General features: G+C 38.8%; 20 protein-coding genes. 5 read left to right on the forward strand and 15 right to left on the reverse strand.

Going from position 1 to position 21,694, the window contains the following annotated elements:
* Nucleotides 1-100 precede the first annotated feature (100 nt).
* Complete coding sequence (locus HMPREF9088_RS08045) at nucleotides 101-544, reverse strand: NUDIX hydrolase (RefSeq protein ID WP_007208704.1); 444 nt, start codon at nucleotides 542-544, stop codon at nucleotides 101-103.
* Nucleotides 545-677: 133 nt separating this feature from the next.
* Between HMPREF9088_RS08045 and gloA the strand changes: the two genes are divergently transcribed.
* Together gloA and HMPREF9088_RS08055 are read left to right on the forward strand one after the other, a co-directional pair.
* Nucleotides 678-1,052 carry a lactoylglutathione lyase gene (gloA, locus tag HMPREF9088_RS08050; protein WP_007208705.1) on the forward strand — a complete coding sequence of 125 codons (375 nt, stop codon included), beginning with the start codon at nucleotides 678-680 and terminating at the stop codon, nucleotides 1,050-1,052.
* Between the two features lie 103 nt (nucleotides 1,053-1,155).
* Nucleotides 1,156-1,875: a gamma-glutamyl-gamma-aminobutyrate hydrolase family protein gene (locus HMPREF9088_RS08055; protein WP_007208706.1), complete on the forward strand. Its 720-nt coding sequence runs from the start codon at nucleotides 1,156-1,158 to the stop codon at nucleotides 1,873-1,875.
* A 168-nt stretch (nucleotides 1,876-2,043) separates the two neighbouring features.
* Here the strand turns inward: HMPREF9088_RS08055 and uvrC are convergent, their stop codons facing one another.
* The 6 genes from uvrC to HMPREF9088_RS08085 form a co-directional block, all read right to left on the reverse strand.
* A complete protein-coding gene (gene uvrC / locus HMPREF9088_RS08060) occupies nucleotides 2,044-3,840 on the reverse strand; it encodes an excinuclease ABC subunit UvrC (RefSeq protein ID WP_007208707.1) in 1,797 nt (598 codons plus the stop codon).
* Between the two features lie 145 nt (nucleotides 3,841-3,985).
* A complete protein-coding gene (gene trxA, locus HMPREF9088_RS08065) occupies nucleotides 3,986-4,315 on the reverse strand; it encodes a thioredoxin (RefSeq protein ID WP_007208708.1) in 330 nt (109 codons plus the stop codon).
* A 69-nt stretch (nucleotides 4,316-4,384) separates the two neighbouring features.
* Nucleotides 4,385-6,748: an endonuclease MutS2 gene (locus HMPREF9088_RS08070; protein ID WP_040367382.1), complete on the reverse strand. Its 2,364-nt coding sequence runs from the start codon at nucleotides 6,746-6,748 to the stop codon at nucleotides 4,385-4,387.
* Between the two features lie 123 nt (nucleotides 6,749-6,871).
* On the reverse strand, nucleotides 6,872-7,420 hold the full coding sequence (locus HMPREF9088_RS08075) for a CvpA family protein (protein WP_007208710.1): 549 nt from the start codon (nucleotides 7,418-7,420) through the stop codon (nucleotides 6,872-6,874).
* A 16-nt stretch (nucleotides 7,421-7,436) separates the two neighbouring features.
* Nucleotides 7,437-7,877, reverse strand: a complete 441-nt coding sequence (locus tag HMPREF9088_RS08080) for a cell division protein ZapA (protein WP_007208711.1) — start codon at nucleotides 7,875-7,877, stop codon at nucleotides 7,437-7,439.
* 107 nt (nucleotides 7,878-7,984) lie between these two features.
* On the reverse strand, nucleotides 7,985-8,929 hold the full coding sequence (locus HMPREF9088_RS08085; protein ID WP_007208712.1) for a glycosyltransferase family 2 protein: 945 nt from the start codon (nucleotides 8,927-8,929) through the stop codon (nucleotides 7,985-7,987).
* A gap of 123 nt (nucleotides 8,930-9,052) precedes the next feature.
* On the opposite strand from HMPREF9088_RS08085, the gene HMPREF9088_RS08090 reads away from it, so the two are divergent.
* Entirely contained in the window at nucleotides 9,053-10,165 is a 1,113-nt protein-coding gene (locus HMPREF9088_RS08090; protein WP_040366844.1) for an NAD(P)/FAD-dependent oxidoreductase, read from the forward strand.
* Between the two features lie 161 nt (nucleotides 10,166-10,326).
* On the opposite strand, the gene HMPREF9088_RS08095 is transcribed toward HMPREF9088_RS08090, so the two are convergent.
* The 8 genes from HMPREF9088_RS08095 to HMPREF9088_RS08130 all read right to left on the reverse strand — a co-directional run bounded on the left by HMPREF9088_RS08095 (nucleotide 10,327) and on the right by HMPREF9088_RS08130 (nucleotide 19,982).
* Nucleotides 10,327-11,883, reverse strand: a complete 1,557-nt coding sequence (locus HMPREF9088_RS08095; protein WP_040366845.1) for a bifunctional metallophosphatase/5'-nucleotidase — start codon at nucleotides 11,881-11,883, stop codon at nucleotides 10,327-10,329.
* A 75-nt stretch (nucleotides 11,884-11,958) separates the two neighbouring features.
* Nucleotides 11,959-13,251, reverse strand: coding sequence for an ABC transporter substrate-binding protein (locus tag HMPREF9088_RS08100; RefSeq protein WP_007208715.1), 1,293 nt, complete (start codon nucleotides 13,249-13,251; stop codon nucleotides 11,959-11,961).
* A gap of 19 nt (nucleotides 13,252-13,270) precedes the next feature.
* Complete coding sequence (locus HMPREF9088_RS08105; RefSeq protein WP_007208716.1) at nucleotides 13,271-14,563, reverse strand: MBL fold metallo-hydrolase; 1,293 nt, start codon at nucleotides 14,561-14,563, stop codon at nucleotides 13,271-13,273.
* On the reverse strand, nucleotides 14,547-15,365 hold the full coding sequence (locus tag HMPREF9088_RS08110) for a carbohydrate ABC transporter permease (protein ID WP_007208717.1): 819 nt from the start codon (nucleotides 15,363-15,365) through the stop codon (nucleotides 14,547-14,549). The genes HMPREF9088_RS08105 and HMPREF9088_RS08110 overlap by 17 nt, the downstream gene beginning before the upstream one ends.
* A gap of 1 nt (nucleotide 15,366) precedes the next feature.
* Nucleotides 15,367-16,248, reverse strand: coding sequence for a carbohydrate ABC transporter permease (locus tag HMPREF9088_RS08115; protein ID WP_007208718.1), 882 nt, complete (start codon nucleotides 16,246-16,248; stop codon nucleotides 15,367-15,369).
* A complete protein-coding gene (locus HMPREF9088_RS08120) occupies nucleotides 16,248-17,324 on the reverse strand; it encodes an ABC transporter ATP-binding protein (RefSeq protein ID WP_007208719.1) in 1,077 nt (358 codons plus the stop codon). The genes HMPREF9088_RS08115 and HMPREF9088_RS08120 overlap by 1 nt, the downstream gene beginning before the upstream one ends.
* Before the next feature lie 382 nt (nucleotides 17,325-17,706).
* Nucleotides 17,707-19,296 (reverse strand): amidohydrolase, encoded by a 1,590-nt coding sequence (locus HMPREF9088_RS08125; RefSeq protein ID WP_040366847.1) that lies wholly within the window; start codon nucleotides 19,294-19,296, stop codon nucleotides 17,707-17,709.
* 29 nt (nucleotides 19,297-19,325) lie between these two features.
* Nucleotides 19,326-19,982: a Crp/Fnr family transcriptional regulator gene (locus HMPREF9088_RS08130; RefSeq protein WP_040366849.1), complete on the reverse strand. Its 657-nt coding sequence runs from the start codon at nucleotides 19,980-19,982 to the stop codon at nucleotides 19,326-19,328.
* Nucleotides 19,983-20,214: 232 nt separating this feature from the next.
* Between HMPREF9088_RS08130 and HMPREF9088_RS08135 the strand changes: the two genes are divergently transcribed.
* Nucleotides 20,215-21,444 carry an MFS transporter gene (locus tag HMPREF9088_RS08135; RefSeq protein ID WP_040366851.1) on the forward strand — a complete coding sequence of 410 codons (1,230 nt, stop codon included), beginning with the start codon at nucleotides 20,215-20,217 and terminating at the stop codon, nucleotides 21,442-21,444.
* Between the two features lie 22 nt (nucleotides 21,445-21,466).
* Entirely contained in the window at nucleotides 21,467-21,649 is a 183-nt protein-coding gene (locus HMPREF9088_RS08140) for a hypothetical protein (protein WP_007208723.1), read from the forward strand.
* Nucleotides 21,650-21,694: the final 45 nt, after the last annotated feature.

A 21,694-nucleotide genomic window follows, 5' to 3' on the forward strand; every position in this document is an offset into this window, starting at 1 on the left:
GAAGTACCAGCTACACAAAAAACTAGCCAACCCAAAGTTTTTCAAAACAACTGTTGGATTGGCTGGTCTTTTTGCTTGATGGTGACTCAGCTTTTTTTCTTTATTCATTCATCCATTTTTGCAATGCCCAACGATGGCTCCCTCTCTTTAATAAGAGCATGGCATCTTCTGGCGTAGTCCAAAGCAAATGATTCGTTTTTTCTGTAGGTTCCGCGATTTTGGACCAATGATCCACAACATAGAAAAATCCTGGGTGTTCATAATAAATATCGCGGTGACTCGAGTAAAAGTACTCGACTGCAGTACCTAAAAACTCGCCCACAAATACCTCAAAGCCAACCTCTTCTAGCATCTCTCTACGAATGGTTTCAAGATGCGTCTCGTTTGCTTCAATTTCGCCTCCAGGTAAAAAGTATGCTCCGTTTGGCGCCTGAACCAAAATGACTTCTTGTTTTTGATTACGGCTAATAACGACATAAACCCCCACTCGTTTTTTGTATTGTCTACCGTGTTCTTTCTTTCCAAAAACTGGCTCACTCTTCATATTAGACCGTCTCCTTTTACGAAAATTCTACTCGTTTTCGATTTTAAATACAAGCAGAATCTAGGCGAAATCATTTTTCATTTTCTCACACTATGTTATGATATACCTATCAAAGAAATGGAGGATGAACATTATGAAAATGGCCCATACTTGTGTTCGAGTAAAAGACTTGGATGCTTCACTTGCTTTCTATCAAAAGGCATTTAATTTTGAAGAAAGTCGCCGTAGAGATTTTCCAGATGCAAAATTTACGCTAGTCTATTTGACACTACCGGATGATGACTATGAATTAGAGTTGACGTACAATTACGACCATCCGGGTTATGATTTAGGAGATGGCTATGGTCATATTGCCATCGCGACTGAAGACGTTGCCGCTTTGCATGAAAAGCATGTAGCAGAAGGGTTTGATGTAACGGATCTGAAAGGACTACCCGGTACCCCTCCTTCTTATTACTTCATTAAAGACCCAGATGGATACAAAATTGAAGTCATTCGTGTACGCTAAAAATTATCATTGCTACGTCGAAAAATAAGGAAAACTTAGTTAGTTACTAGAGGGTGTTTCTTTCTAACTCGACTGCAGTATTGTTTTGAAAGGAACGACCACTATGAAAAAAAGAATTGGTATTATCGGAAACGAACGGTCAACATATGACGAAAAAGATCAACATACGTATTATTTTTCCTATACGCCTAGAGATTTTATTCAAGGTTTTTTACGCGCAAATAGCTTGCCAGTAATCCTACCTGTAGGAATTGTTGAGGATGCAGTCGCCTATATCGAGCAAATTGATGTATTAGTATTAGCTGGTGGTCAAGATATCGATCCAAAATACTTTCATCAAGCGCGACATCCCCTACTAGGAGAAGTCTTTGAGGCGCGCGATGAATTTGAGTTAGCATTAATCAAAGAAGCTGTGAAGCAAGGAAAATCAATTGTCGGTGTATGTAGAGGCATGCAAGTCCTTAACGTGGCTTTTGGTGGTACGTTGTATCAAGATACATCATTGACGGATTACACATTGAAACATGTCCAATCACCGATTTCTTTGGAGCATCCGACGCATGACGTGACGATCAAAGAGACAAGTTTGCTTCGTCAATTTTTACCTGAGACGTACAAAGTAAATTCGTATCATCATCAATTTGTTGATCAAGTTGCCAATCACTTTACAGTGACCGCTCATACAACTGACGGCGCTATTGAAGCCATCGAAAGTACTTATTATGGCAATACAATTATTGGTGTACAATGGCATCCGGAGCAATCCTGCCATACCCACCCACTAGATCAAGAATTTTTTAAGTACATTGTTGAAAACTTATAAAAATTGGTTCATTCGGTTGACAATGTAACTATCTGGTGGGCATCGTACTCATAAACAAAGCTGAGATAGCAGTAGATACAAGTAAAAAGCCCATGAAATCCCGAAGTTGATTCTCGTAATTTTGGCTTGCATGGGCTTTTGCTTGTAGTTACTGCTATCTCAAAATTTTTATTCTTGCTTATCTGTAGCTTTCTGTTCATGAAGTTTTTGGTAAAGAGTTTCAGCTACTGGTCTTGGAAGTCCGACTTGTTGGAGTTCCTCGATGGTCGCTTCTTCGATTTTTTTCAATGATTTAAATTGTTTGAGTAATTCTTTTTTTCGCTTTGGTCCAAGTCCGGCAATATCATCCAATCGAGAAGCAAAACTATTTTTGCTTCTAAGTTGACGATGAAAGGTAATTGCAAAGCGGTGCACTTCATCTTGGATCCGTTGCAACAGAAAAAACTCCGCTGAATTTCGTGGCAATGGAATTACTTGTAGTGGTGATCCGAATAGTAACTCGCTCGTTTTGTGCTGATCATTTTTAGCAAGACCAGCGATGGGGATGTCTAGACCTAATTGGTTATCTAAGACATCTTTGGCGACATCGACTTGGCCTTTTCCACCATCAATAATAATCAAATCAGGTAGCGGCAAATTTTCCTTTAAGACACGGGCATAGCGTCGGTAGATAACTTCACGCATAGATGCATAATCATCCGGACCAACGACGGTCTTGATTTTGTATTTCCGGTATTCTTTTTTTGCTGGTTTGCCATCTACAAAGACAACCATCGCCGAAACAGGATTGGTCCCCATAATATTGGAATTATCAAAGGCTTCGATACGGATTGGCTTTGGAATATTCATCGCTTGACCGAGCTTATCAATTGCACCAATCGTCCGCTCTTCCTTACGTTGGATTAATTCAAATTTTTCTGTCAGTGAAATCTTCGCATTCTTTCCCGCCAAATCGACTAACTTTTTCTTTTCTCCCCGTTGTGGCTGCGTAATTCTTGTCGGAACAATGGCTTTTACACTCTCCTGATCGATGTCAGCAGGAATTAATACTTCTTTTGGGATAAAATGGGCATTCTCTTGATAAAATTGGCCAATGAATGTCAAAAAATCTTCCGGTGCATCATTATAAAAAGGGAACATCGAGACATCACGTTCGATTACTTTTCCCTGTCGAATAAAGAATACTTGCACGCACATCCAGCCATTTAAAATGTCGTAACCAAAAACATCTCGATCAACAAGGTCAGTCTGTGTCATTTTTTGTCGCGTCATCACTGTCTCAATCGCCTGAATCTGGTCTCGATATTCGGCTGCCTTCTCAAATTCAAGACGCTCAGCAGCATCTTCCATACGTTGTGTTAGCATTTTTTGAATCTGTGCATGGCCCCCATTTAAAAAGCGCCGAATTTCAATTGCCATTTTCGTGTATGTCTCTTTCGGAATATCAAAGACACACGGCGCCAAGCATTGTCCCATATGGTAATACAAGCAGACATCTTTGGGTAACACTTTGCATTTTCTAAACGGAAACAACCGGTCAAGCAATTTCTTTGTCTCATTCGCTGCGCGCACATCAGGGTACGGACCAAAGTAAAAGGCTTTGTCTTTCAGCACTTTCCTCGTAATTAGTAGCCTTGGATAGGCCTCATTTGTGATTTTTATAAACGGATATGAGGTATCATCTTTTAGCATAATATTATATTTAGGATTATTTTGTTGAATTAAATTAATTTCTAAGACCAACGCTTCAATATTTGATTCTGTAACAATGTATTCAAAATCGACAATTTCACTCACTAGCCGCTCTGTCTTGGTGTCATGGCTTCCAGTAAAATAGGAACGGACACGATTTTTTAAGACTTTTGCTTTTCCAACATAAATGATTGTTCCATTCTTATCCTTCATTAAATAACAGCCAGATTGATCGGGTAACAAGGCTAGTTTATGTCGAATTTGCTCATTCATTTGCTCACCTTCCTCTTCATCAGTATACCATAATCAAAAAATCAAAAAGGGCGTGTGACACACATCCGTCACACTCCCTTAAACACAAATAGTATTACGAAAGCAACTTACACGATCTAAATGCTTTTGTCACAACTGCAATCAATTATTGGTAGCTTTTTACCAATTCTTCTAGTTGATCTTTCGTATGAACGCCTACCACTTTTTCCACCATTTGGCCATCTTTTTTTAGAACCAATGTTGGGATACTCATAATGCCAAATGATGCCGGAGTTTCTGGGTTTTCATCAACATCCATTTTGACAATTTTTAATTCTTCTTCATCGAATTCATTTGCTAATTGCTCTAAAATCGGTGCTTGCATCCGGCAAGGGCCACACCATGGTGCCCAAAAATCAATTAATACAAGACCTTTATCTGTTTCTTCAGTAAATGTAGCATCGGTAATATTTGTTGGCATAATTAATTCCTCCATTTGTTTACTACTAGTAGTATAGCATCAAGTTCTAAGAACAAAAAAACATTTGCTTGTCATTTGTAAGAATTACTTAAACTGAACAATGGTTGCCCCATTACCCCCTTGATTGGCTGGTGCGAACTCAAAGTGTTTGACACTTCGATGATTCTTTAAGTAGTTCACGATTCCTTGACGCAATGTACCAGTCCCTTTTCCATGAACGATGGTGACTTGTGGATAGTTAGCAAGAATGGCCGCATCCAAATATTGATCGACTTCGGCTAAGGCTTCCTCGTAGCGTTTTCCTCTTAGGTCAAGCTGCGGCGATACGTGTGCTGCTCGTTGGGAGCGCACAGTATGAACCGTTCGTTGCGTCGGTTGCTTTGGCGCAGCGATGGCTTCGATATCTGTGTCGTCAATGGTCATTTTTAAAATCCCCATTTGGACTTGCCACTGGTGATTACCGACTTTTTTAATCAGTTCCCCTCGTTGACCATAAGAAATAACGCGGACTTCATCGCCTATTTTCAAGGACTTGGCGGCTTTCGCCTTTTTCAATACTTTATTTTTCTTCAATGCGTCTTCTTGGTGGAGACTCGCCATCTTGGTCTTCGCTGCAATCAAACGATGTTCTTTGATTGGTGTCGCTTGACCTTCCAGTTGCATTTGTCGTAGTTCTTTAATAATGCGGTCAGATTTCTCCTGAGCCTCTTCAACTAGCTCATTGGCTTTTTTGCGGGCTTTTGCGAGTTCATCGTCGCGCTCTTGGTAAAATAATTCCGTCGCTTTGGTTAGCTCTTTTTGTAACTTCTCAGATTCTTGCAATTGTTGACGTAATTCCAAATATTCGGTTTCCGTCATTTTGCGTTGATTTTCTAAATCAGCGATCATTTCATTAATATCTTGGCTTTCTCCGCTCATAATTTGCTTCGCTTCCTCAATTATGGTGGTATCTAAGCCCAAGCGTTTTGAAATTTCAAAGGCATTACTGCGACCAGGTACCCCAATTAACAGCCGATACGTTGGACTTAGGGTATCTACATCGAATTCCATCGACGCGTTGATTGTCTTTGCGCGATTGTAGCCATATATTTTTAATTCTGGATAATGGGTCGTTGCCATGACATAGGATGATTTTGCTCCGACTGCATCCAAGATCGCAATGGCCAAGGCTGCCCCTTCTTGCGGATCAGTACCCGCACCTAGCTCATCAAATAATACCAAACTTTTCTCATCAATTTTGTCTAAAATAGACACGATGTTGGTCATATGGGAAGAAAATGTCGATAGGTTCTGTTCAATAGACTGTTCGTCGCCAATATCAGCAAAAATTTCAGCGAATACGCCTATTTGGCTGCCTTCCTCTACTGGAATAGGCAATCCAGCCTGAGCCATTAGCTGCAATAAGCCAAGGGTCTTCAAAGTGATTGTCTTACCACCTGTATTGGGGCCAGTAATCACGATAGCTTGATAGTCTTTTCCAATCATAATATCATTTGCCACAACGACTTCTTGATCAATCAATGGATGGCGAGCTTTTAGTAATTGCACTTCTCTATCTATACTCATCGTCGGCACGATGGCTTTCATCAGTTTGCCGTAACGGGCTTTTGCATTCATGACATCAAATTGTCCTAGCACATAGGAATTATGCGCAATTTCTCTACGATGAGGAACTAGTAGTGCAGATAATTCTGAAAGAATACGCGCCACTTCATTTTTTTCTGCAATTTGCTGTTGACGCAAGCGATTGTTGAGTTCAACAATCTGCTTAGGCTCAATAAATAAAGTCTGACCAGATGCACTTTGATCATGAACGACGCCGCCGAAAATGCCTCGGTATTCTTGCTTCACTGGCAAAACATAGCGATCATTTCTCATCGTGACTAACGCATCACTCAAATACTTCGCATGGCTTCCTCGTACTAGCTGATCGAGTGCTTCTCGAATGTTTTGTTCCATACGGCGGATTGCTTGACGAATGCCTTTCAATTCAGGAGAAGCTTCATCTGTTACCCGACCATCTTCATCGACAGCACGTGTCATTTGCTTCGTTAACTCAGGTAAAACAACCAGTTGTTCTACCCAGTCATACAAGCGATGAAAATCAATTTCGAGCTCTTGTAACTCACTAAAAAAAGCTGAGACCTGATTCGTCGAGCTTAACACTCTAGCAATTTGCGCCACTTCAAGACCATTCAGATCAGCACCGATTTCGATCCGTTTTAAGTGAGGAGCAATATTTTCTAATTTTGGAACAGGAATGCCACCACGCAATCGTAGTACATGTATGGCATCCTCGGTCTCAAAAAGACGTTCTTGAATTTTGTTTTCTTTATTTGAAGGCAAAAGGTCAGTCAATGCAATCTGGCCCTGAGCCGTAGTTAAGAATGGCTTCACTTGATTTTTTACTTGTTGAAACTCAAGTGTCTGCAATATTCTTAGATTCATTTTTTCACCTACAATCTTTGTAATAAACAATAAAGAACCGAATAACGCTCACTTTCTCCAACTATATATTGGAAAAACGAGGAATTATTCGGAACCACTCTTGCAATGTCGTCCATCATACATCTAACCTATAATATCAGTAATCCACATTTGATAATAGTAATCCGAAAGAACTGGTGTGTTTTTGAAAATGAAGTGTCCGATAGTGCCTTTGTCCACTAAATTTTGTAAAAAGTCGATCGGTATCAATGCAAGCAAAAATACGATGAAAAAGAGTAAGGCATAGACCATCCCCACATTTACTAGTCCACTAATAATCCAGTCAATCTTACCGAAAAGCTTGGTATAGCGGAGGCCTAAAAAGAAGACCGCCAAAAACTTCACAACAAACCATGCAAGAATCACGAGACAAATATACGCGAACGCGGCATAAAAGGAATGATCCAAATCAAACGACTGTTGCTGCGTAAAAAACACCATTTTCATATCCTCAGTCACGGACATATACGGAACATATAATTCAATTTTTTTGCCGATAGCTTCATACATGTTTTTTGCAATAAACAAACTCATGATAAAGCCAATGAGATGAATGCCTTGCAATGCAGTTCCTCTTCTTGCGCCATTGTAGAAAGCAAGTACAACCACTACCAGTAATAAAATTCCTATCATTCAACGTCCCTCGCTTTTATGTGTGTGCCGTTTTTTCTTTGATCGTGCGTTTGCGCTCTTCATTTAAAATTTGTTGTGCTTCTAAATGGTTGTGAATCGTTGTATCTTTTTGACCATTTTTTTCTAGGACGGCCTTCGCTTCTTGCTCAATGGCCTCGATTCGTTTTAACTTGTTTTCTAGTTCAGTCGCCCGGATGGCAGTTTTCTTTAATTCGGCCAATTGTTGTTTTAGTACCAAAATTTCTTCTTGCTTAATCAATTGGTCTGAAATCGCATTGACCGCCATTAAGATAGCTGCCTGTTCCTTCTCCATTTGAGGGGCAAGCGCATATAGCTCTTGTAATTGATCATTAACTAATTGGGTCACCATATCCATATGCTGGGTACTTTGTGTACCAATAATGGTATACGTTTGTTGATCAATAACTGCTTTATATCGTTTCTTTTGCACCGCCATGTTTTCTTTCTCCTCCTAAACAACAATGAGATTGATACTCTCTCATTACAACTGCTTTCTATTATAATGGAAAATGTTCATTTTTAATAGCCATATCTTTTGACTTGCTAGTCCTTGTTGGGATGATTTAAATCCGTTTCTCTAATTAGATAAACTGGTCTTTTTTTCACTTCTAAGTAAATTTTCCCGATATATTGTCCTAATATGCCTATAAAAAATAGTTGTAATCCTCCTAAAAAGAGGATAATTGATACCATTGAAGGCCAACCAGAAGTCGGGTCACCGAATATGAGCGTTCGAATAACGATCACTACAATAATAAGGACTGCTAAAAAACAAGAAAAGATGCCACCCCAAGCGGCCAATTGCAAGGGCACATTTGAAAAGTCAATAATTCCTTCTAAAGAATAGCGAAAAAGACTCCAAAACGACCAGGAAGTTTCCCCAGCAACTCGTTCTTTGTTCTCATAAGGCAAATACGTGGTTTTAAAACCGACCCAACTAAAAATCCCTTTCGAAAAACGATTGTACTCACCCATCTGCAAAATCGCATCTACAACTTGGCGAGTCATTAAACGAAAGTCTCTCACACCACTGACCATTGACGTTTGCGAAATTTTATTTATTAGCCAATAAAAGACTTTCGAAAAGAAGCTGCGGATTGGTGGTTCGCCGTCTCTACTTTTGCGACGCGTGCCGACACAGTCATACCCTTCTTCCGTTATGAGTCGGTACATCTCCGGTAATAGCTCTGGTGGGTCTTGCAAATCCGCATCCATCAGTGTCACAAGATCTCCTGTCGCAGCTTGTAGCCCAGCATAGATGGCCGCCTCTTTACCAAAATTTCTTGAAAAGTCAATGAAATGGACGATTGTTGGTTCTTGTTTATGCATTTTCTTTAGCTCTGACAATGTTTGGTCCGTCGATCCGTCATTAACAAAGATGTATTCGGGTGTGACAGCAAGTTTCTGTAATTGCTTTTGCGTCTCTGCAAAAAATAATGGCAATGATTCTTGTTCATTATAACAAGGTACAATAATGGATAATTTCATATAGACACTCCTTTAGGTATCGCACTTGGTTTCAGTAATCTCACTAAATGATATCATTTCTTGCAACTTTTGACATCAAAATAAAAATATGGCATGATGCATACGTTAAAGGAGCGCAAAACGATGAAAAAAATTGCAATCATTGGCGGCGGCATCATTGGTGCTACGGCTGCTTTTTACCTAAGTCAATTAACAAATGATCACATAACGGTTTATGATTTTCCACAAGGGCAGGCGACACGAGCAAGCGCAGGGATTATCTCACCTTGGCTATCCAAACGAAGAAATAAAAAATGGTACCAATTAGCCAAAGATGGTGCCCATTTTTATCAAAAATTAGTCGTGGATTTGGCTTTGCCTGATACCATCTTTTCAAAATCAGGTGTCCTTCTTGTGCGACCTGAAGATTCACTTTCCGCACTAGAAGACTTGGCGCATGAGCGGATAAAAGACGCTCCTGATATGGGAGAGATTCAACTTTTAACTGGTCAACAGACAAAGCGTTTGTTGCCAGTTCTAAAAGAAATGCCTGCTCTTTATCTGACGGGAGGCGGTCGCTTAGACGGTGCCACCTACTTGCAACACGTCAAACAAAAAGCTACGGCCAATCAGGTCACGTTTGTCGATTCATATGCCACACTTGAAAAAGCATCAGATTTCTGGCAAGTCAAAACGGATCGTCACACGGCCACATATGCTACCGTCCTATTAAGCCCAGGTCCTCACCTAAAAAAATTGTTATCACCGCTGGGTTACGATGTTGATATTCGACCCCAAAAAGGACAACTACTTTGTTTTCAAACACCCTTTAAAGACTCAGCTCAATGGCCAGTTGCCATGCTTGATGGCGAGGCTGACTTCATTCCATTTGGGCACGGCAAGCTACTCGTCGGTGCGACTCACGAGAATGAGGCTGGCTGGGATTTGACACCAACTAGCGAAGCGTATCAATCTTTAGCGACTGGTATCACACCATTCATCGATGATAGGCTAACACTTGAAGACTATCCAGTAACCTATCAAGTCGGCACACGCGCCTATACAGCAGATTTTGCCCCATTTTTTGGCGCACTTGATGAAGAACCCACGCTTATCGTAGCTAGTGGGCTAGGGTCATCTGGTCTAACCACCGGACCTTATATAGGTTATTTATTGGCGCAAGCAATTGCCCAAGCTAAACCACAAATGGACCCCTATCAAAAACCTCTAACGAACTATCTAAACAAGAGGTTGTGATAAAAGCGAATAGCTCCGAGCAACAAGGGTATGACTAAACTTTTTTGCTACTAGATTCAAACAAAACTAGCGCTACAAAAATGCCATAAATCCAAAAGTTTGAAAAACACCTTCCGGATTTATGGCTTTTTTGTGGCTGAATGATTCTGTCTCAACCTTTATTATTTCGGTAAAACTTGAAAATTTTGATTCGCTTTAGCTTCTATTACTGGATTTTTGCGTAGGTATTCAGCAATTAATTCGGTCATATCGATTTGGACCTCACGAACAATTTTTTCCGGTCCAAACATGTCGTAGTTTCCTCCACCGACTGCTCGGTATTGATTGGTAACGACTTCGACCTCTTGGTTATCAGCCAAATCTTTCCCTTGGTATTGCAATCGTACGATTCGTTGACCACTTGGTTTCGTATAGTCAATTGTGTAGTCAATGCCTTCATACATATCATAATTATAGTACTGCGGTTTTGGTTCGATATAGATTGGATTAAAAACAATGTTTCCATCTTGTAAAACAAAGAAATCTGCCGTTTTCTCTAATGCGGCTTTCAATTCTTTGCCAGATAATTTAAGGACGGCTAATGTATTAGGATAAATATAGTTTGTAATCACATCACGCATCGTAATTGTCGAACGGAACCCTTTCCCTTCATTGTTAAACAAAGCTGTCGCCGAGATCGGTGCACCGCTTGCCTCCATCTGAACACGATTAATAAATTCCACATATGGATGCTCAATTAATCGCGCTTGGTTCGGATCCTGAATGGTCATGTCGCCATTTACCGTTCCCAATGTTTGATCTAGCCATTGCTCGGTTTGATTACTGACATCAGCAATCAAACTCACGATTTCTTTTGCGGGTTCTTCTTCGCCAGTCGCTACGATTACTGCTTGGCTATCGGTCACTTTGTAGCCATCAGCTGCTTCTTCTACCGTTAGTTCAATTTTACCTACGAATGCGCCGCGGTACCCCGGTTGGATATAAGGTACGCCATTTAGTTTACCCGCCAGTTCGCGATGCTGATGACCAGTAACCAACGCATCAATCCCTGGAACATGTTGCAACAATTCATAGCCTTCATTTTCCCCCGTAAGTAGCTCAGTCGGCTTCCCGGTCTCTAGGTCACGTTCAAAACCACCGTGATAGCTCACAATAACGACATCTGCTTGCTCTCTTAAGATTGGCACATATTTTTGAGCTGTTTCTACTAGACTTAAGAAGTGTAAGCCTTTAATTGTAGCTGGCTGTTCCCATTTAGGAATGTATTGAGTGACGACACCCAGTATTGCAATCTTGACTCCTTCTTTTTCAATGATGACATACGGATCACCAAGTACATGCTGGCCGTCGTCATCGACCACATTCGCTGCTAAAACGGGATAATTATAGCTAGTAATAGCTTCTTTTAAGTATTCTTGTCCGTAGTTAAATTCATGATTGCCCACAACACCAACATCATAGCCTAGCTGATTAGGAACTGCTGTTAATGCTTGAACGCCAATGGATTCATTCTTTCGAATAAAATAGCTGAGCGGTGATCCTTGAATAAAGTCGCCGTTTTCAATTTGAATAACCGGCCCTTTTGCTTGTCGCTTTAATTGATCGAGCACGGTTGCGACTTTGGCTGTTCCAAATGGTAGATTCATTTCTTTCTCAGAAAAATTGGTTGGCATGATATAGCCGTGCATATCACTTGTTGCAAGAATTGTTACGTTCATTTTTTCACCTCTAGATTTAATAAAAAAAGATGGCCAAAAGCTATGCTCTTGAACCATCTTTCGCTTTTAAAAAGATTATTGATTCCACACTTGTTCTAATTCTGAAACAGAATCTTTAATAATTTTGTCTTCATCTTTAAATGGATTTGCATAAATATTTTCCATGATGACTCTCATTTCACTATAAGCAGAATCCGCGTTTTCTTCAACCGGAATTGAAAATAGTTTTTTCGTTGCATCGGCAATTGCAGCTGGCACTTTCATATCAGAAGCATTCTTATAAGAATCGCTGTTCATGACAGAATCGACAACTGGCATGTAACCTGTAGCTAACGCCCATTCAGATTGAACATCTGGTGACGCTAAATATTTCATAAATTCAAAGGCAGCTGTACGTTGTTCTGCAGACGCGTTGGCAAACATATAAATATCTGTTCCTTGTTGTAAGTTGTATTCACTTGGTCTTGCAGCAACACCGTATTCAAATTTACCTTTTGTATCTTTGGCTGTATAAGCTTCGCCTGCACTAGAACCAATATACATAGCAATTTTTTTGTTTGCAAAAGGACCAGAAAGGTATTTATCCGAGCCAGCAACACGGAAGTAGCCTTTATCAATGCCTTCGCCATAGTATGAGATTACTTCTTTTGATGCTTTACTTGTTAGTTTCAAATCTTTATTGAAATCAACGCCTTCATTTTTCATACCGATTGCATAATAGTTATTAAGTGAATCAAAACCAGCTCCGACAACTTCGCCATTTGATTTTTCATAAATGGTCTTAGCAGCTTCTTTTAATTCTTCCATTGTCGTAGGTACTTCCACACCATATTCTTTTAGCATATCCGCATTATAAAAGAGCATTTCCGTTGATTTGTTAAATGGGATACCATATTGTTTGCCTTCAATTTGGGCACCTTCAAGTAAAGATGACGTGATTTTTTCTTGGTCGCCCCAACCAATTGTATCATTGGAAATATAAGAATCAAGATCGACTAGCATATCATCCGATGCTGCACTGTATAACCAACCCGGATACGCTTGGGTAATCGTTGGTAAGTCTTTTGGCGATTGAAGAGTAGAATTGATTTTCGCTTGTAAATCACTGTATGAAGATTGGTTTTGTAGCGTAACTTTAATAGATGGATTTTTTTCCATAAATTCCTTCGTGATTTTTTCTAACGCTTCCCCTTGGCCACCTGCCATTGCATGCCAAAAGGTAATGGTGGTCGTGCCATCTAATTTAGTAACAATTTTGTCCCCAGATTTCTCTGCTGAATCACTTGATTCAGTTTTGCTCCCACATGCTGCTAACGAAACTGTTGCAATTGCTGTAAGTGCGATTGTTGCCAAACTTTTGATTTTCATTTTTCTCTCTCCTTAAAAATTATAAGTATAGTGACTCACCACGGTGTGGCAATATTCTTTCACCAAACGGATTCTCCAGTTTTTCTGGATGAAGCGTATGGATAGGAACCAAACATTTGGGTTCAATCCATGCAATGATTTGTTTTAAATCATCTGGAAATGCATGTCCTGAACAAGCTAACCGAACAAATTCGATTTGATGACTTGACAGTAAATCAAGGAAAATTCGATAATTTGGATCAAACTCTCCCAATGGCTGCGCATCACTATGAATATATAATCCATTTGGAAGTAATTCCTCAAAATGATCGACTACTTGCCATAAATACTGCCTTTGGTCATTTCGCAATACTTCGTAGGAAATTTCAAGTTTCTTATCTAAATGGGTAATCTCTTTATCATGTGGCAAGTAATAGTACGCGACTTGCTTCCCCAACACCTCTAAGATTAATGCCGCCATTTTTGCTTCAAGCACGACTGTTCTTGGACTAGCATCGACAATTTTTTCAAAGCGCAACACATTTGCCGGATACCCATTAAAAGTGATTTGTCGATTTTGATTGGCATCAACTAGTCGCACCATCTGCTGAACGAGATCTTCTTCACTCATGATTTTGATTTGTTTTGGATCAGTCGGTCTTTCAGGGAAGCTAATGCTTACCCCCTCCATCATCAAGATATCTGTGTGTTTCGCCTTTTCACAAAAACGCTTCGTGTCTTCCGAGTTATGACCATGAAGTCGTAAATCACCCGTATAAGTAATAAATGAATCTGGAGTGTGGATTAATAACGCACTCGCACCATATGCATCATGATCAACGGGCACGACTTCAACTTGAATTTCTCCAACTTGAATCATCGCACCTTTTTCCAATCCAATCATTGGCCGGGTGTAATTAGTTTCCTCGAATGGAGAAGGTAAAAGAAATTCACCCTCTCGATTCAGGAAAGTAAGAATATCTTTGGATTCCTTTAAGGTGTACAACGGAATCGCCGGATCTAAATAGTTGATCATCTTGGAATGATCCAAGTGTACATGCGATAAAAAGACCGCTGTATGGCGAAATGTCTGATTTTCTTCACCTTGATAGCTATAGGCTAATCTCGGGTCATAGATATTTTTTAACTGTGGGACTAAGCCATTGTCCACCAGTGTCTGTAGCTGTTCATCTGGCAATGCCAACTCTGGTCGAAATTCAGTACCAAAATCAAAGAAAATATGCGCATCTTTATAGGCAATCTCAATGACCGTACCACCAATGGTCAAAATACCACTATGGAAGGTAATTTTTGTTTTATCCTTTAATTCCATTTTTTGCGACTCCTCGTATGATTTCTTTTCTGAAGATAAGATAGATGATTAATATTGGAACGACGGTAATTGTTGCCGCCGCCATTTGTAGTTGCACATCACTTCCACTTTCTGTTGCAAACGCAGATAGTCCATTATTTAACAGACGTAAGTCACTACTATTCGTTACCAATAATGGCCACAAGAAAGAGTTCCAACTAGAAATAAATGTCAAGATTGCCACTGTAACAAGAGCTGGTTTAGACATGGGTGCTAGTATTCTCCAAATGAACTCTAAGTCCGAAGCCCCATCTATCTTAGCTGCCTTATAATACGTGTCAGGAATTCCTTTTAGATACCCCATCAAGTAGTATATATAAAAAATACTTGTTAAAAATGGAATAATCAATGCCGTATACGTATCTAACAGGCCTAATTGGGCAATTGTATTATAGTTCGTAAAGATAATGGATTCATAAGGTACCATTAATAAAGAAACCATCACACCGACTACTAGACCCTTAAATCGAAACTTAAGACTACTCAATGCAAATGCTGCAAAAATCGATGTCAGTACCGTTGCAACAGTGGTCGCTAGTGATACGATTACAGTATTAATAAAGTAACGAAGGAACGGTGCCTTTTCAAATACTTCCGCATAGTTTGCCCATTGGAAATGTTTGGGTATCAAGGTTGGCGGAATACTTGTCACCTCGCTATATGACATCAGACCAGCTAATAACATATAAACGAATGGAAACAATGTCGTAATCCCCAATAAGAAAATAAATAGATAACTAACAATTGTAATTATTTTTTTCATCTTAGCGCCCCACTCTCTTCATTAGTTTATTTTGTAAGAAAGTAACAACTAAAATCAAAAGAAATAAAATCACAGTGGCTGCCATTGCTATACCTGGTCGATTGGCAACATGGAATTTATCATAAATGTAATAGACGGCCGTTGTTGCACTATTGGCAATGCCAGCTTTTCCTCCGAACAAAGCATAAACTTGCGTATATACCTTAAATGATCCGATTAAGTTAACAGTCAAAAGAAAGGTAATCGTTGGGACTAATTGCGGAAAGGTAATTCTTCGGAAAATCTCTCCATCAGTTGCGCCGAACATTCTAGCAATTTTGTAGTGCTCTTCGTCAATATTTCGTAAGCCAGATAATAAGATAATGATATTAAAAGCCAAACTCGTCCATACCCCGAAAATAATTAACGTCGGCATACTCATTTGGATACTATCCAACCAATTTACAGCTGGAATACCAAAAATACCTAAGATGTAATTAATAATTCCGTAATCCCCGTTAAAAAAATAGCGAAAAACAATCCCAATGGCAATCGTGCTAGTCACATATGGCATAAAGAATATTGTCTCAAAAAAGCTTTTAAATTTTACTTTTTCAAAAATGACCCAAGCAATACCTAGTGACAAAATTAGTGCAATCGGTACGACCGAAAACGCGTAAATGGCTGTATTTCTAATTGCTTTAAAGAATACTGGATCTTTTAGAACCATTTGGTAATTTTGTAAGCCCGCGTACTCTTGATTAATCAGCGTTCCTTTTTGAAAACTCATAAATAAAGAGCGAAATAATGGGTAAATACTAAACAACACAATAACCAACAAAGAAGGCAACAGGAAGAACCATGCCTTGGGTTGGTTTTCCGGATTATAATTTTTCTTCTTCATTAGTGTATTCGTTCTCCATTTTCTTTAAAAATAAATAACTTGTTATATGCAAAATCAAATGTAACAACATCGCCTTCATTGACATCGGTTTCGATGCTTACGATAGACTTCATTCGAATATCTTGGCCGTCGAAATTGAGAATTCTTTCTCGCCCAATTAACTCAACTGATACGATTTCACGCTGAAAGATTCCATTATCAACTGTGGTTAGCAGCACATCTTCAGGACGAATACCAATAAAATATTGTCCATCAACAATAGGTTCTTTCAAACGTTCATCTGAAAAATGATTAGTCGACAATTCAAAAAGATCATGTTTCATTCGCCCATTTTCAACAGAAACTGGTAAGACATTAATAATCGGATTCCCAATAAATTGAGCGACGAACAAATTAGCAGGATCTAAATATAAGTTTTGTGGATCATCGTTTTGTTGAATGACACCTTCATTCAACAAGATAATCTTATCACTGATTGATAGAGCTTCCTCTTGGTCATGAGTCACGAAAATCGTGGTAATGCCCACTTCCTTGACCAAGCGGCGAATTTCTTCCCGAATTTTTAAACGGAGACGCGCATCTAAGTTACTTAATGGCTCATCTAGTAACAAGACATCTGGTTTCTGTACCAATGCTCTAGTAATTGCCACCCGTTGTTGTTGGCCACCGGATAATGTACCTGGTTTTTTATTACTTAATTCTTCAATATTGGTTAGTTTCATATATTCTTCAGCAATTTCTTTTGCTTCAGCTTTGGACAACTTCTTTTTCCCTACTGTTAAAGGGAACATAATATTTTCTAGTACAGTCATGTGTGGGTAAAGGGCATAGTTTTGGAAAACAAAGCCAATATTTCGATCTTTTGGTTCTGTTTTTACGACAGAAGATCCACTAAATTTTATCTCGCCATTAGTTGGTGTAAGTAATCCAGCAATCAAATTCAAAATTGTTGATTTTCCACATCCACTTGGGCCTAATAAACAGACCAAATCCCCTTTTTCTATTGTAAAACTTACTGACTTTAATGCTTCGAACCCATTATCGAACATCTTATTTAAGTCGATAACTTCAATCATGTGACACCCTCCAAATTAATCGTGATAAAACGCGTTTAAAATACGAACAATAAACAAAAAAAATTTTATAATCCGTTAATGGATACTTCTAACTAAAAACAAGCAAAAAAAATTAATGATTATTCGCAAAAAAGTCTAATTGTTAAGAAAAACAACGCAAAAAAGCTGAGCAACTTTATTGTCTAGATATACGAACTAGATATACGAAAACATCACCACTTTCAAGTATTATCTAGGCAATATTACCCAGCTTACATCGAATAAATCCTCGTCAATTACGAATGAATTCCTGTAAGATTTCATTTTCTCATTAAAGAAGCACTCTTTCAAGTACCTTTTTTTAGTTTTTCATACCAAATATGTAAATTTTGTAAAGTTTTTCTTACATCCATACCCAATTTCCACTAATCATCGTTCGTAAAACCGAACAATCTGACCATTCATCTTCTTGAAGAGCCAATAAATTTTTCGATAACACGCATAAATCTGCTTTTTTCCCTGATGAAATTTCTCCTAGATCTTCCCGGCTTATCGCCTTCGCAGCTCCTAGCGTATGTGCTACGATAGCTTGTCCAACTGTTAATTTTTCATGTGGCATCAACGGTTGTTCAGGAAGACCATTCTTCCCGCGTCGTGAACTAGCATAGTAGATTGTGTCCATCGGTGTGACATCAACAACGACGGGTGAATCCGTGCCAAAAGCTAGACGACCGTTCGCACGTAGCAGTGAATGAAATGGAAACATCTTACTTGCACGATCTGGCCCCACTTCTTCATCAAGCGTTTCATATCCAACTAGCAAATGACTTGGTTGTACCGAAATAACTAAGTGTTCTTGATCCGTAAGTGGTAGATCATTTGGATCCATTACTTCAAGATGTTCCAATGTATTGTAAACACCGGATTTTAAAGGATACATCTGCGCGCTTTCTTGATAAAAACATAAGGCACTGTGGATTGCTTGATCTCCAATTGTATGAATCCGAATAGGCCAACCCATTTGATTGGCTTGCAAGATTAACGCTCGCATTTTTTCGATAGGCAAAAGTGGCCCACCAACATCATTTTTAAAATACGGTGTCGCATATTCTTGCTTTAAGTAAGCAGTATGCGTACTGGTAACACCATCAAAAAATTGCTTAACACCGCCAAATTGAACCCAGTCATCCTGAAATTGATGTGCTAATTGAGTCAAATGCGTGGTTTCTTGACGCATCGCTGGATAAAAACTAACCCGAACCGTCGCTTCGCCTTTAATGGCTTCATAAATCTCCGGATAAATAAATTCATCCCAGCTCTCACCGGACAGTGCTACGTCTGCAATTGATGTAATACCTATTTGATTCAATCGCTTCATATACGTAAGATAATCTTTTGCAGCAGATTTCTTAAATGGCTGCAAAACTTTCGCTAAATAGTGAATGGCAATCGCCTCAGTAAAGCAACCCGTCAGACCATCTTGATCCTGTAGCGCTTCACCACTTAGGTCTGTTGGTAGAGCTTGGGTAGTAATAGCTAATGAATCAAGTGCGCTCTGATTAAACCAGACACTATGCGCATCGCCAGAAATCAGCATCACAGGTGTATCATTACACACTTTATCAATTGAATGATGCGTTGGATAAATATTTTGCCCAAAATCGCTACTAAACCAACCAATACCAATTTTCCAACCATTCACTGTCGCAATGGTGTCCACTTGATTGGCTACCTCGACCTCGCTTTGACCAGTGATGCTTTTGATCTTGCCACTGTGTAGCAACGCAGAAAGGTAAAAATGAATATGAGCATCGATAAAACCTGGGACAATCATGTTGTCGCCGAACTCAAAAAATTCACCGGAAAAATCATCAGTCCAATTCTTTTGGTTAACCACAGCTTCAATCACATCGTTCATAATGACAATATACCCGTTAAATACTGTTTCCGTATGCACATCAAATATTGCATTGGAATGAATAATTTTTCTCATTTTCCCCTCCACCAGTTTCCTATCATGAGTTAAGAAATAATATTTTGACGAATCAAGTCAATATTGGTCACAATCATTTTTCGATCTTGCATCTTAATTGCTTGTTCTTCACGCAAACGCTGAATCATACGATTGACACTACTAGCAGAAGTAATCCCACAGAATCGCGCAATTTCTTCATTGGTTACTTCAAAGTCAATTAAGATTCCTTCTTCTACTGGTCTGCCAAATGTCTCATACAGTTCATTAATTTGCGTACAAACAGCACCGAATTTTCCATTCATTAACATTTGTTGCATTTTTTTCATCGTATACATCAAGCTAATCCGGTAATATTCCTTAACATAATGCTGCAAAGGCATCTGCCGATTGACATCTATCCAAAATTGATCACGTTCAATTTTGTAGAGTTGAGCTTCTTCAGATTCTACTCTTACATTAAAGGGAGCATCGACCATTTGAGAACTTTCATCCTTGAATAAAGAGACAATTTCAAAATTATTCATATAACGCAAATTAAATTCACGGCCTTCTTTTGAAATGACGCTAGTCTTGATAATGCCTTTTTTCAAAATGTAGACATAGCGATCTTCTATTCCTTCATAAGTCAAATAACTTTTTCTTTTCTTAGTAATTACTGGAAAACCGCCCGTTTCTAAATAATCTCGTAATACTTGTTTATCCATAAAGTCCCTACTCTCATTCGCTTTCACTATGGTCATTAAACGGCATTCTTAGTGAAAAAGCAATAACATTTGTTGATGTTTTTTGTTTTTTTTAAAAGAGGTTATCTTTTTGCAATTACATAACAGCATTTTTATTTCTGAAATTTTCAGTATATTATTCTCACTAACGAGTTTCACATTAATCCTATTAATGGCAACAGTTTGGAAAAAGAAAAAAGAAAGAGGCAGAAACATGAAGGAACATTCGGAAGACAAGCTATTCAATAAAGGATTTATTACAATTACATTAATTAATTTTATCGTTTTCCTGATCTACTATTGCTTTGTTGTTATCACAGCAAAATACGCATCACAAGAACTAGGTGCATCAACCGCTCAAGCTGGTTTTGCAGCCGGGATTTATATCATTGGGACACTGATTGCTCGGCTATATATAGGAAAAATATTAGAGCTTAGAGGTCGTCGCATTATCCTTCGATTAGGAGCTGTCCTTTACGTTGTGACTACTGCAGCCTATTTATTTTCTGCAAATATCGTCATTCTCGATACAGTTCGCTTTTTGAATGGATTTGCATATGGGATGGTTTCTACTGCAGCTAATGCAATCGTAACTGCCTATATCCCAGCTTCTAAGAACGGAGAAGGCATTAACTATTATGGCTTAAGTACCAGTTTAGCAGCCGCTGCTGGACCATTTATCGGTATGCTTTTATTACCTTCTTTTGGGTTCCAATTTATTATTATTTTTGCAACAGTCCTAGCATTCTTAACAGGTATTGCTTGTTTCTTATTCCCAGTAAAAAATATCGAGTTAACTCCAGAACATCGAGCTTCATTGGAAAAATGGTCGTTGGATAGCTTTATCGAGAAGAAAGTCGCTTTCATTTCCTCGATTGGTTTCTTAATCGGTCTTGCATACTCTAGTGTCTTAGCTTTCCTTTCAATTTATGCTGGTCAATTAGGATTAGAATCAGCCGGAGCATTCTTCTTCGTTGTCTATGCGTTATCAGTTACGTTTACTCGCCCAATAACTGGTCGTCTCTTTGATTCAAAAGGTGCGGATTCTGTCATGTATCCTAGCTTTATCTTCTTAGCACTTGGTTTATTTTTATTAAGTGTTACCTTTAATAGTGTCATGTTATTAGTCGCTGGTGCATTAGTTGGTCTTGGTTATGGAACATTTATGTCAAATGGTCAAGCTGTATGTTTAAAAACAGTGGATCAAAGCCGAATTGGTGTCGCCCTATCGACTTATTTTATCGGTCTTGATTTGGGACTTGGTGTTGGCCCTTACTCACTTGGTGCGCTTCACTCTGTATTAAATTACCAAGGCATTTATATTTTCTGCGGTATCATCCCAATTATCGTAACTGTCTTGTATCGCGTCTTTTATAAAGCAAAAAATCTTGAAGAAAAAATTGAAGTGAATATCCTTTCAAAAGAAGATTTACATGCAAAATAGTTAATAGAAATGAGGATGAAAGATGAATACAGATGAAAAGATTCTTCTTACATTGCAACAATTACTTGGTAAAATGGATGAACTAAACACTCGTCTAAATACGATGCAAGAAACGACAAATCACTTAACACATGAACAAGAGATAGCAGATCATGAGCTACAATTAATAAAATTAGCCGTGGTAAACGACAACTTTATCGGTTAAAAATTGTTCCGCTAGAAAAAAAACAGCACATCCACTATTGTGGAT

This window comes from Enterococcus italicus DSM 15952 (assembly GCF_000185365.1).
Lineage (GTDB): Bacteria > Bacillota > Bacilli > Lactobacillales > Enterococcaceae > Enterococcus_G > Enterococcus_G italicus.